The organism is Pseudoalteromonas sp. NZS37 (assembly GCF_015864265.1).
In the GTDB taxonomy this organism is placed as follows: Bacteria; Pseudomonadota; Gammaproteobacteria; order Enterobacterales; family Alteromonadaceae; genus Pseudoalteromonas; species Pseudoalteromonas arctica.
The window spans coordinates 363,669-375,896 of record NZ_JADYXL010000005.1 but is presented as its reverse complement, the minus strand read 5'-3'; the positions used below and the strand labels follow the sequence as shown (position 1 = coordinate 375,896).

11 protein-coding genes are annotated in these 12,228 nt (G+C 38.6%); 1 reads left to right on the top strand and 10 read right to left on the bottom strand.

Going from position 1 to position 12,228, the window contains the following annotated elements:
* The first annotated feature begins 10 nt into the window (after nt 1–10).
* Nucleotides 11–1,447, top strand: a complete 1,437-nt coding sequence (pyk, locus tag I6F47_RS12175; protein ID WP_007582689.1) for a pyruvate kinase — start codon at nt 11–13, stop codon at nt 1,445–1,447.
* A gap of 68 nt (nt 1,448–1,515) precedes the next feature.
* Here the strand turns inward: pyk and I6F47_RS12170 are convergent, their stop codons facing one another.
* The 10 genes from I6F47_RS12170 to thrS form a co-directional block, all read right to left on the bottom strand.
* Nucleotides 1,516–2,340, bottom strand: coding sequence for a LytR/AlgR family response regulator transcription factor (locus I6F47_RS12170; RefSeq protein WP_007582688.1), 825 nt, complete (start codon nt 2,338–2,340; stop codon nt 1,516–1,518).
* Nucleotides 2,333–3,409 (bottom strand): sensor histidine kinase, encoded by a 1,077-nt coding sequence (locus tag I6F47_RS12165; RefSeq protein ID WP_007582687.1) that lies wholly within the window; start codon nt 3,407–3,409, stop codon nt 2,333–2,335. The genes I6F47_RS12170 and I6F47_RS12165 overlap by 8 nt, the downstream gene beginning before the upstream one ends.
* A 251-nt stretch (nt 3,410–3,660) precedes the next feature.
* Nucleotides 3,661–5,217 (bottom strand): SulP family inorganic anion transporter, encoded by a 1,557-nt coding sequence (locus I6F47_RS12160; protein WP_010554472.1) that lies wholly within the window; start codon nt 5,215–5,217, stop codon nt 3,661–3,663.
* Nucleotides 5,218–5,346: 129 nt separating this feature from the next.
* Nucleotides 5,347–5,805, bottom strand: coding sequence for an Lrp/AsnC family transcriptional regulator (locus tag I6F47_RS12155; RefSeq protein ID WP_007375323.1), 459 nt, complete (start codon nt 5,803–5,805; stop codon nt 5,347–5,349).
* A gap of 107 nt (nt 5,806–5,912) precedes the next feature.
* Nucleotides 5,913–6,554, bottom strand: coding sequence for an MBL fold metallo-hydrolase (locus tag I6F47_RS12150; protein WP_197110842.1), 642 nt, complete (start codon nt 6,552–6,554; stop codon nt 5,913–5,915).
* A 1-nt stretch (nt 6,555) separates the two neighbouring features.
* A complete protein-coding gene (locus tag I6F47_RS12145; RefSeq protein ID WP_197183936.1) occupies nt 6,556–8,373 on the bottom strand; it encodes a M14 family metallopeptidase in 1,818 nt (605 codons plus the stop codon).
* 505 nt (nt 8,374–8,878) lie between these two features.
* Nucleotides 8,879–9,238 carry a 50S ribosomal protein L20 gene (rplT, locus tag I6F47_RS12140; RefSeq protein WP_002960711.1) on the bottom strand — a complete coding sequence of 120 codons (360 nt, stop codon included), beginning with the start codon at nt 9,236–9,238 and terminating at the stop codon, nt 8,879–8,881.
* A gap of 15 nt (nt 9,239–9,253) precedes the next feature.
* Nucleotides 9,254–9,454, bottom strand: coding sequence for a 50S ribosomal protein L35 (rpmI, locus tag I6F47_RS12135; RefSeq protein WP_002960713.1), 201 nt, complete (start codon nt 9,452–9,454; stop codon nt 9,254–9,256).
* Nucleotides 9,455–9,666: 212 nt separating this feature from the next.
* On the bottom strand, nt 9,667–10,227 hold the full coding sequence (infC, locus tag I6F47_RS12130) for a translation initiation factor IF-3 (protein ID WP_002960714.1): 561 nt from the start codon (nt 10,225–10,227) through the stop codon (nt 9,667–9,669).
* A 59-nt stretch (nt 10,228–10,286) separates the two neighbouring features.
* Nucleotides 10,287–12,197, bottom strand: a complete 1,911-nt coding sequence (gene thrS, locus I6F47_RS12125; protein ID WP_007582683.1) for a threonine--tRNA ligase — start codon at nt 12,195–12,197, stop codon at nt 10,287–10,289.
* Nucleotides 12,198–12,228: the final 31 nt, after the last annotated feature.

Genomic DNA, 12,228 nt, shown 5'->3' with positions numbered 1-12,228 from the left:
GGAGAAATTGATGCTAAGACGCACGAAAATAGTCGCTACCCTTGGACCTGCTACCGATAGAGATAACAACTTAGAAAAAATTATTATCGCTGGGGCTAATGTAGTACGTTTAAACTTCTCACATGGTGTTGCCCAAGATCATAAAGACCGTGCACAAGCTGTACGCGATATTGCAAAAAGATTAGGCAAGCATATTGCTATCCTTGCTGACCTTCAAGGCCCTAAAATCCGCGTTTCTACTTTTAAAGAAGGTAAAGTAACGCTTGCTGTGGGTGCAAAATTTACCCTTGATGCAAAAATGGAAAAAGGCGAAGGCGACATAAACTCTGTAGGTATCGATTATAAAGAATTACCTAACGATGTAAGCCCTAACGATTTACTACTTCTAAATGACGGCCTTATTCAATTAAGTGTTGATGAAGTAGCTGGGCATTTAGTGCATTGTACAGTCACTGTTGGCGGTGTTTTATCTAACAATAAAGGTATTAACCGTTTAGGTGGTGGCTTAACTGCTCCAGCATTTACTGAAAAAGACAAAGAAGATTTAATAACTGCCGCTGAAATTGACGTAGATTACATTGCCGTATCATTCCCACGTAGTGGCGACGATATGCGCTACGTACGCTCACTTGCTGAAGCGGCTGGTTCAAAAGCACAGTTACTTGCTAAAATTGAACGTGCTGAAGCCGTTGAAACCCAAGAAGCTGTTGATGACATCATTTTAGCGTCTGACGCTGTAATGGTTGCTCGTGGTGATTTAGGTGTTGAAATTGGTGATGCTGCTCTTATGGGCAAGCAAAAACTAATTATTCGTCGTGCTCGTTCATTAAACCGTACTGTAGTAACAGCAACGCAAATGATGGAATCGATGATCGATAACCCTATGCCTACACGTGCAGAAGTTATGGATGTTGCAAATGCTGTTCTTGATGGAACAGATGCTGTAATGCTTTCAGCTGAAACAGCTGCAGGTGATTATCCTGAAGAAACAGTTGCGACTATGGCACGCGTTTGTTTAGGTGCTGAATCGCAAAAAGAAACGCACGTTTCTAAACACCGTTTAGATAGTCGCTTTTCTAACAATGCTGAATCAATTGCGCTTTCTGCTATGTATGCAGCTAATCACTTAGATTCTGTTAAAGCAATTATCACACTTACTGAATCTGGTAGTACGGCTAAATTAATGTCGCGTATCAGCTCAGGCTTACCAATCTACTCGCTTTCACGTCATGCCAGTACATTAGGTCAAACAGCACTTTATCGTGGTGTTTACCCAGTATTTTTTGATTCTACAAAAACTGAAAAAGACGGTATGGTAAAAGCCGCGCTTGATACTTTAGTTTCTCAAGGGTCTTTACAGTCTGGCGATACAGTAATTATTACTCACGGTGACTCAATGGAAACTGTGGGTGCAACTAACACAATGAAAATTGTAACTGTTGCGTAATTAAACGCCGAATATAAAAAATGCGAGCTTAGCTCGCATTTTTTGTGTCTGTAATAAAAGCGTTGGCTTTAACTTGCTAATGCCGCTTTAACCTTATCTCGGTAGCTACGGCTCACTTTTAATTCTTGGCCATTTTCAAGTACTAATAAATACTCACCACTTACTTGTGTAACCAGTTTACTAATTTGTTTTGTATTTACTATTGCGCTGCGATGTACACGCACAAATAACTGAGGGTCGAGCTCTTGCTCAAGCTCTTTCATTGTTTTACGTAGAATATGCGTTTGTCCGTCTTCACAGTGTAAACACATATAGTCACCTGCTGCATCAACCCATTGGATAGTCGCTACTGGTACTCGAATAATTTCACCCTGCTCTTTTACAGCAAGCGATTCTGGGTAACGTCTGTCTGTTAGCATATCGCCAGTGGCTAATTTTTTAAGTATTTCTTCGCAATTGTTACCAGTAATACCGGCTACAAAACTCGCTAGTTTTTTCTTATGGGCGTTGTCTTGCTGCGTTTTTAAGTAGGTATGCACTTTTTCTACCGCCTGTTTTAGTCTGTTATCATCAACGGGTTTTAAAATATAATCGAGAGCATGAATTTCAAACGCTTTTACAGCAAACTGGTCAAAGGCCGTTACAAATACAATCGCTGGTAATGCTTTTGAGCTTTCGCTAAGGGCTCTTGCTACTTCAAAGCCATTCATACCTGGCATTTGAATATCTAAAAAAACCAAGTCAATTTTCTCGCTTTGACACATTTCAATTGCATCAGCCCCTGAACTACACAATTTAATTACTTCAATATCAGAGTATTCTTCGAGCCTTACCGCTAAACCTTTTCGTGCTAACGGTTCATCATCAACAATGAGTGTTTTTATTTTAGTCATTTTTCACAGCCTTCTCAAAAGGTACTCGCAGATTAACTTTTAATCCACTTGGCGTATTATGTGATAATACAAACGAATAATTATTTTCATACAACGTTTTTAATCTATCTTTGGTATTAGCGACACCTACGCCTTGAGCGTTAACTAATTGGCCATCGAGTATGTCAGTACCTGGGCCGTTGTCGCCCACTTCTAGTAATAACTCATTCGCAAATACCTGTGCTTTTATATCAATTACTCCACCTTCTGTTAGATGGGCAATAGCATATTTAATCGCGTTTTCTATAATAGGTTGCAAGATTAAGCTCGGTACTAAAGCCTCTTTAGCTTGCTCGCTTATATCTACATTTACCTTTAATCGCTCATCAAAACGTACACGTTCTATTTCTAAGTAAAGCATGAGCGCATGCAACTCTTGCTCTAACGGTACTTTTTTTATTGGATCGGTATTTAATGTATAACGTAGAAAGTCACTTAGCCTTGCTACCATTAAGTTAGCATCTTTGTTTTCTTTAACCAAAATTAAAGTAGAAATAGCGTTAAGTGTATTGAATAAAAAATGGGGATTAAGCTGATACCTAAGCATTTTTAATTGCGCTTCGTGTGCCATAGTTGTGGCTTTTAGTGCTTTTTGTCGCTCACTTTGTAATAACTGATAATATTTAACGCCAAAGTACAAACCACTCCAACATAAAATAATATATACAGAATCTAAGCCTTGCTGCAGGTAATAAAACCACTCCTCTGGTCTATAACCATGGCGGTATATTTCCCACAAATTAAATTTTTGAACGACAGCCCATAAAGTACCTGTTACATAAGAGGCACCAAATACCACAATCATTAATACCCAAGGCGAGGCATTCCAAATTTTACGGTAAATATACCTAAGCGGTACTGTCATTAAGCAACCAGCGTAAGCATTTAATAAAATAACAAATACGTATATATCACGCATTTCAAATACTTTAGAGCCAATATAATTTACTAACGCATAACCAATCCAGCCTGCAATTTGCAAAAGCCAAAAAAAGCGCTGTCTGTTATCGACTAAAGATTGCCAGTTCAAAATAGATGTTTACTCCGTATAGTTAAAGACTAATTCCATAAAATAGGCGCTTGTTATTCTTTATTATTTTTACCTATGTAGGGCTAATTTTAATAAAATTAGATAGTCTTATTATATAGATTTATGAGTTTGCATAGCACTACAGCCTACCTTGCTTTTTAATAGTCTTACCGCAAACAAATAGTAGATACACTAAAAAAGCGAAAGGTTATTCACCTTTCGCTTTTTAAATATAAATAGCTTTGTGTAAATTAAGCTAGTTTGTCTGATGCTACTTTGTATGTTGGATCTTCAATCACATTCACTTCAACCAAATCGCGTGCTTTATGCAACAACTGCGTACAGTCTTTACTTAAGTGACGTAAGTGAAGTTGTTTACCTGCTTTTGTGTACTTATCAGCAAGTGTGTCAATTGCTTCTATTGCACTGTGATCAGATACGCGGCTATGCTTAAATTCAACAATTACATTTTTAGGGTCATTTTTAACATCAAATAACTCTGCAAAGTTTTTAACTGAACCAAAGAAAAGCGGGCCATGTAACTCATATACTTTAGCGCCTTCTTCATCAATATAGTTAGTTGTGTATATGTGCTTAGCATGCTGCCAAGCAAATACTAATGCAGATACAATAACACCTACACATACTGCAATCGCTAAATCGGTAATAACCGTCACACCCGATACAAGTACTATTACGAAAGCGTCAGATAGAGGCACACGCTTCATCATTTTAAAGCTGGCCCATTCAAACGTACCTAATACAACCATAAACATAACACCAACAAGTGCAGCTAGTGGGATCATCTCAATTAAGCTTGAAGCGAATATGATGAACGCAAGCAACATCAATGCAGCACTTATACCCGATAAGCGAGAACGACCACCTGAGTTAATGTTGATCATTGATTGACCAATCATTGCACAACCACCCATAGCACCAAACATACCACAAGTAATATTTGCAGCGCCTTGGCCTATACACTCTTTATTACTATGACCGCGAGTTTCTGTAATCTCGTCAATTAAGCTAAGCGTTAATAATGATTCAATTAAACCAATAGCCGCTAAAATAAGTGCATAAGGAAAAATAATTTGTAGCGTTTCAAAAGTAAACGGCACCATAGGAATATGAAACTGAGGTAAACCGCCTGCAATTGTTGCAGCTTCGTCGCCTGTCATTCCTTTTAAGAAATCAACTACAGTATGCGCTTCTAAATCCAAACCAATGACTAAAGCGGTCACTGTAATAATAGCGACTAATGTAGAGGGTACAGCCGTTGTTAGTTTAGGTAAAAACTGAATAATAGCCATGGTTAAAGCCACTAAACCAAGCATAATATATAACGGGTTACCCGTCATCCATTCTTGTCCGCCCATACCATCAGGCACTTTAAATTGTCCTAACTGAGCAAGAAAAATAACAATAGCTAAGCCGTTTACAAAACCAAGCATTACCGGATGAGGAACCATGCGGATAAACTTACCGAGTTTAAATACACCCGCGAGTATCTGCAGTATGCCCATGAGCAATACGGTCGCAAATAAATACTCAACACCATGATCAAGCACTAAACTTACCATAACAACAGCTAATGCACCGGTTGCACCTGAAATCATACCAGGGCGGCCACCAAATATAGCCGTGATTAAACCAACGATAAACGCGGCATATAGACCAACTAAAGGTTCTACATTTGCAACAAAGGCAAACGCAACAGCTTCTGGCACCAAGGCTAGCGCCACAGTTAATCCAGATAGAATATCGTTTTTAGCAGAGCTAGGCGCCCTACTGAGTAAGTTAAACATTGAGTTCCTCAAATGGTGTAATGGGTATCAAAAAAAGCGCTAAATTCTACCAAATTAGCGCTCAGTTAACAATTGTCATTATGTGGTTAAACTAAACTAAAAGAGGTTTAGCTTTTAAAAGAAGTGCTTTTATAAAGGGAGGGAAGTACTACGTTTTACACATGTCATTGTTACATTAGAATGTACTTCTTGTACATATTCTAAGCTTAGTAAATTATCGCGTACAAAGTGCTCATACCCTTCTATGCCTTGTGAAATTATGCGTAGCATAAAGTCCATTGTTCCAGCCATGGTGTAACACTCTGTTACTTGATCATAACTCATTATAAGTTTTTCAAATTCAGCAAGGTTCTTTTTACCGTGATTTGATAAACGCACATGTGCATATACAAGCATATCAAAGCCAAGTTTTTTCTCATCTAAAAGAGCCACTTTGCTTTTTATATAACCATCTTGCTCTAGCTTGGCAATTCGACGCCAGCATGGAGATTGAGACAAGCCTACTTTATCAGCAATTTCTGCGGTTGATAAACTAGCATCTTGTTGTAAAAGTGCCAATATTTGGCGATCTACGTGATTTAGAGACATTTTATTTCTTATTTATCAAATAAACTGGTTAAATTATACAACCATTTTAAAACTCAGTCTGCTTATTTTTAATTTTTATGCAGTTTGCCAAACTTCAAATAAGTAACTTAACCAAACTTACCACTCACAAAAGGATTTGTTTGTTTTTCAAATCCAACCGTAGTGTCGCTCCCATGCCCTGCCAATATTTTAGTATTATCAGGTAAGGTTAGAATATGCGTCTTAATCGACTCTATAAGTTGTTCTCTGTTCCCCTTAGGGAAATCAGTTCGCCCTACTGAGCCTTTAAAAATAACATCACCTACAATAACGCATTCATTGTCTTGTTGATAAAACACAATATGACCAGGTGTATGCCCTGGGCAATGCTTCACTAAAAAGCTAAGTTTACCTACGCTCACGGTGTCGTTATGGTTTAGCCAAATATCCGGATAAAAAGGCTCAATGGGTTTAAACCCGAACATTTGTGCTTGCATAGGTAAGTTTTCAAACCAGAAGTACTCATCTTTTTGTGGGCCAATAATTTGTACGTTAAATTGATTACGTAAAATATCAGCCCCACCCACATGATCTAAATGCCCGTGCGTTAACCAAATAGCACTTAATTCTAGTTTATGCTCATTAAGGGCGGCTACTATTTTATCAGGGTCGCCACCTGGGTCTATGACTACGGCTTGTTTAGTTTCACTACACCAAATAATACGACTATTTTGTGCAAATGCAGTGACGGGTATGGTTATAATTTGCATATTAGATTTCTTTACTTTTTTGATCCGGGATAACAACTTCTTCTTCAAATGACATCAATATTGGGTACTTTAAGTACGCTTGATCATAAAATGGACTTTGCTCATATAACCAGTTTAATCTCGCATCAGCGTCGCTTGCGAACGATTTATCTTTAAGCTTTTCATCAAACTTAAGCGCTAGCTTTGGATTGTCCTTTAGCATTTGGCGTGCAAACGGAATTAGTGCATAGTTTTCCATGTACTCAGTACGCTGAAAAATAGTATTAAATTCCCCCCATGCAAAAAACGAATCTGGTGCTTCAGGGTGCAATAAATGCACAGCAAGCTCACCTGCTTTTTGTTGAGTATTGACTTGATACCAACCATCTAAATCTACATTTATAGCAGGGACATAATCAAAACTTGCTGACACTCTAAAACGGCCTTCAAATGGTGCTTTATCAAACGTGTAGTCTGCCACCTTTGCTACTTTTAAAGGCTGTGTGTTTGCCCCTTCAAGTTTATTAATAGAGACACCATGTAACTTTAGTTTCTTAATAATATTGCTATATACAGGCGGAATAAAAAAAGCTTTAGGTACTTCAACTGTATGTTGTACATCTTTTTGCCAATAAATAGGTAAGTCGGTATATGTATGTACTTTACCCAAATACTTCACTTCATTTTGGCCTGAGAGCGCATTCATGCTTGATGAATACTCAATACCTTTAAACTGCGCAATCGTATCAGCTTGCTTGGAATAGCCACGCTTTACTATTAACTGTTTAGGAACAAATTCCTGTTCTTTTTTTACTGCATTAGCTAATTCATGACTGTGCTTTGATAGCGCAGTAATAGCACCATCTAAAAATACGTAAGTTCCTAATACACGTTGCTTGTAAGGCTTCAATGAATGATTTTCAACTAAAATAGTCGGTAATGACTTTAAATCACCCCAACCATTTGAAAAGCGCGGCGTAGCAACCCATCCCGCTAATCCTTTTTTAAAGTCGCGCTTGTCCATAACAAAAACAAGTGGCCCTGGCATGTGCCCTTGCTTAGCTAGCGTATCGTCAATCAGAGGTTTAAAAAACTGGTTTAGTGCATCAGATACCGCAGGCGACTCGCTTGAAAATACCGGATTGTAGCCATAAGTCACATCGTATTGGTAATCTGCGCCGTCGGTTACGTGTACATCAATGTATAAATTTGGGTTGTAGTCGTTAATAACCTTTAGAACACTTCTAACTTCTGGGGTATCTAATTTAGTAAAATCACGATTTAAATTAAGGTTATTAGCATTTGTTCTAAAGCCCATTTTTGTAGGGCCCCGTTGATTGATGCGATTGAATGCACTGCTACGTTCGTGTCCATCTACATTTAAAATAGGAATAAATAATATGTTTACCTTTTTTAAAATGTCACGGCGCTTACCAGTCGCTATATCTCTGAGTAACATAAACATGGCATCTTTACCGTCTATTTCACCAGAATGTATTCCTGCCTGGATAAAAATAGTTGGCTTAGTGCTATTAGCCATTTGCCTTGCTTCAAAAAAACCTTGTTCACTGGCAATCAACATTTTTATTGCACGCTTGCTATTACTATAGCCAATGGTTTGAGATTGAAACTGAGTAGGGTTTGCAGCAACTAACCTATCTACAAATGCCATTGTATTTGCATAATCGGGCGACGCTTCCCCTTCTGACAACTCAAAATCAGTAGTTAACGGCCCTTGTTTTTGTAAAAGCTCTACGCTTTTCCCCTGCCACTCAATTAATGGAGGTAAGTGTGCGTCATACGCCACACTTGCAGATAAAACTAGTAAACTTGCAAACATAAAATTCTCTAACAAACGCCTTAATTATATAAATTATATCAACTAAATTTTTTATAATGAGGAAACTGCGGTGATTCAACAAAAAAATGCAGCCAATTACATGTCACTCATTCACACCTGTCTTTTAAGGCTATACAACATTATTAATGTACAGTAATTCATTACATTACTATTTATACCAACTCGTAAAAATACTTAATCAATTTAAAGGATTACATCTGACGCTAACAGCGTCAAAAATGTCTGATATACGTCAGCATGGATCCAGGAGAGTGAGCAATGATGGAGCAATTGCCAAGAACAACTAAATAGTGAATTTAGCCCTGCTCTAACGTATTTTTTTATCGATAAATAGAGCTCATATAAGCAAATAGGTATTAATTTGAGAAAACTAATTTAGCTCAGCTATAAAAAAAGTGTAAGTTATTAAAAAAGTGTAAGTTATTAAATTACAGGCACAAAAAAAGGAGCCATAGGCTCCTTTTTAATACTTATATGAAAAAGCTTAAGCGGCTAGGCCTTCTTTTGCTTTTTCTACAAGCGCTGCGAATGCAACTTGATCATAAACAGCGATATCTGCAAGGATCTTACGATCGATTTCTACAGATGTCTTTTTAAGACCATTGATAAAACGGCTGTAAGACAGACCATTTTGACGTGAAGCAGCATTGATACGTGCAATCCATAATTGACGGAAAGTACGTTTCTTCGCACGACGGTCACGGTAAGCGTATTGACCCGCTTTAGTAACAGCCTGGAAAGCTACGCGGTAAACACGTGAACGTGCTCCGTAGTAACCTTTTGCTTGTTTTAAAACTTTTTTGTGACGTGCACGTGCGACAACGCCGCGTTTAACTCTTGCCATTTCTAAAAACCCCTATTAAGCGAACGGTAACATACGTGAAACTAGACCATGGTCATTTTTATGAACCATCATCTTAGGACGTAGGTGTAACTTACGCTTAGAAGTTTTCTTAGTCAGAATATGACGAAGATGCGCTTGTTTACGCTTGAAACCGCCAGAAGCAGTCTTCTTGAAACGCTTAGCAGCGCCACTGTGACTTTTTAGCTTATAAGCCATTGCAATAACTCCAAATTGTATTGCTTTTAAATTAGTAAGCAGGCGTGAGATATATTTCTATAGCTCCACTTTTAGGCCTAACTTACTGCCATGTTCCGGTGAAGACCCAGCATAAATGCCGCAATCTTACTTTAATACCGGTTAACTCAGGTGAATATTCGCATATTACTTGCAGACCTGAGCTAATTTCGGTGCGTATTATCGCTTAAAAATTATTTTTTAGCAACAGGCGCCATCATCATAACCATTTGGCGACCTTCAACACGATTTGGGAAAGACTCAACTACTGCAAGTTCTTCTAAATCGGCTTTGATACGGTTTAATAATTCTATACCAATTTCTTGGTGAGCCATTTCACGACCACGGAAGCGGATAGTAATCTTAGCTTTATCGCCAGCTTCTAAGAACTTACGTAAGTTGCGAAGCTTAACCTGATAATCACCTTCATCCGTACCAGGACGGAATTTGATTTCTTTTATCTGGATTTGCTTTTGCTTCTTCTTCTGCTCTTTTAGTTCTTTGCTTTTTTCAAAGATGAACTTACCGTAATCCATGATTCTACAAACAGGCGGCTCAGCGTTTGGACTGATCTCAACAAGATCAACACCCGCTGCATCGGCCATAGTTTGCGCGTCTTGTAATGACTGAATTCCAGCTTGTTCGCCTTCAATGTCAATTAAACGAACTTCTTGCGCTGTAATTTCTTCGTTAATACGATTTTTTTGAGCTGTTTGTTGCCCTTTCTTGCCGCCTCTAATAGTACGTTCCTCCAAGAATATCAATAATATAAGCGTGTAATTGGCTGTTTGTTAATGCCTTACACGCTCGATTTTTACTGTCGATTTTTAATTTCTTCGCTAATTTTAGCTACAAAATCATCGACATTAAATTTGCCTAGGTCTTCACCTGTGCGAGTACGCACTGCTACTTCTTGTTGTTCAACTTCTTTATCGCCAACAACAAGCAAGTATGGAATACGCTTCAGTGTATGCTCACGGATTTTAAAGCCAATCTTCTCATTTCTCAAGTCAGCAGCGGCTCTAATTCCAAGTTTATTTAATTTTTGTACAACTTCTTTAACATAAGGAGCCTGTTTATCGGTAATATTCATAATTACCACTTGCTTTGGCGCAAGCCACGTCGGGAATAAACCAGCGTACTCTTCAGTTAAAATGCCAATAAAGCGTTCAATAGAACCTAAAATAGCACGATGTATCATTACAGGTGTACGACGTTCGTTATTTTCTGCTACATAAGTAGCGCCTAAACGACCCGGTAATGCAAAGTCTAATTGCACTGTACCACACTGCCACGCTCTGTCTAAACAATCGTATAAAGTAAATTCAATCTTTGGACCATAAAACGCGCCTTCACCCGGAAGATAATCAAATTCAATATCGTTTAGCTTAAGTGCTTCGGCTAAAGCAAGCTCTGCTTTATCCCACATATGGTCTTCACCAATGCGTTGTTCTGGGCGAGTAGATAGCTTAACTACAATCTTCTCAAATCCGAATGTTTCATATGTATCATAAACCATCTTAATACACGCTGAAACTTCGTCCATTATCTGCTCTTCGGTACAGAAAATGTGAGCATCATCTTGTGTAAAGCCACGTACACGCATTAAACCGTGTAGTGCACCTGATGGTTCATTACGATGACAACAACCAAATTCAGCCATACGAAGTGGTAAATCACGGTACGATTTTAAACCCTGGTTAAAGATCTGCACGTGTCCTGGGCAGTTCATTGGTTTAATCGCGTATTCACGCTTTTCAGACTCAGTGGTAAACATTGCTTCTGAATATTTTTCCCAGTGACCTGATTTTTCCCAAAGTGAACGGTCCATCATCATTGGACCTTTTACTTCTTCGTACTCATATTCGCGTAACTTTTCACGTACAAATTCTTCAAGCTCGCGGTAAATGCTCCAACCATCGTTGTGCCAAAATACCATGCCTGGCGCTTCTTCTTGCCAATGCCATAAATCAAGCGCTTTACCAATACGGCGGTGATCGCGTTTTTCAGCTTCTTCAAGGCGTTTTAAATACGCTTTAAGTTGCTTTTTATCGCCCCACGCTGTGCCGTAAATGCGTTGTAGCATTTTGTTTTCTGAATCACCACGCCAATATGCACCCGCAACTTTCATTATTTTGAAGTTTTGGCAAAATTTCATGTTAGGAACGTGAGGTCCACGACACATGTCTACATATTCTTCGTGATGATATAACCCTGGGCGGTCATCTTTAGCGATGTTTTCGTCCAGAATTTCTATTTTGTATGTTTCGCCACGCGCTTCAAATGTATCGCGTGCTTCTTGCCAGCTTACTGTTTTTTTCACTACGTCGTAGTTGGTTTTTGCAAGTTGCAACATACGCTTTTCAATTGCTTCAAGATCATCTTGTGATAATGAATGTTCCATATCGATATCGTAGTAAAAACCGTTATCAATGGTAGGACCTATTGCCATTTTTGCGTCTGGGAAAAGTTGCTTAACTGCATGACCAATTAAGTGAGCACAAGAGTGACGAATGATTTCAAGGCCGTCATCGTCTTTAGCGGTAATGATCTCAAGACGAGAGTCTTCACTAATTAAATCACATGCATCAACACGGTCGCCATTAACACGACCCGCAATGGTCGCTTTAGCTAAACCAGGGCCAATATCGTTTGCAACATCAAGCGTGCTTACAGGGTTTTCAAAACTACGTTGACTTCCGTCTGGAAGAGTAATAACTGGCATTATAAATCCTTGCTACAGTGGTGACACCTAC

Coding starts and splice junctions, on each gene's coding strand:
- pyk (WP_007582689.1), top strand. CDS start 11: ATGCTAAGACGCACGAAAATAGTCGCTACCCTTGGACCTGCTACCGAT.
- I6F47_RS12170 (WP_007582688.1), bottom strand. CDS start 2,340: ATGACTAAAATAAAAACACTCATTGTTGATGATGAACCGTTAGCACGA.
- I6F47_RS12160 (WP_010554472.1), bottom strand. CDS start 5,217: ATGTTTAACTTACTCAGTAGGGCGCCTAGCTCTGCTAAAAACGATATT.
- I6F47_RS12155 (WP_007375323.1), bottom strand. CDS start 5,805: ATGTCTCTAAATCACGTAGATCGCCAAATATTGGCACTTTTACAACAA.
- I6F47_RS12150 (WP_197110842.1), bottom strand. CDS start 6,554: ATGCAAATTATAACCATACCCGTCACTGCATTTGCACAAAATAGTCGT.
- I6F47_RS12145 (WP_197183936.1), bottom strand. CDS start 8,373: ATGTTTGCAAGTTTACTAGTTTTATCTGCAAGTGTGGCGTATGACGCA.
- rplT (WP_002960711.1), bottom strand. CDS start 9,238: ATGGCAAGAGTTAAACGCGGCGTTGTCGCACGTGCACGTCACAAAAAA.
- rpmI (WP_002960713.1), bottom strand. CDS start 9,454: ATGGCTTATAAGCTAAAAAGTCACAGTGGCGCTGCTAAGCGTTTCAAG.
- thrS (WP_007582683.1), bottom strand. CDS start 12,197: ATGCCAGTTATTACTCTTCCAGACGGAAGTCAACGTAGTTTTGAAAAC.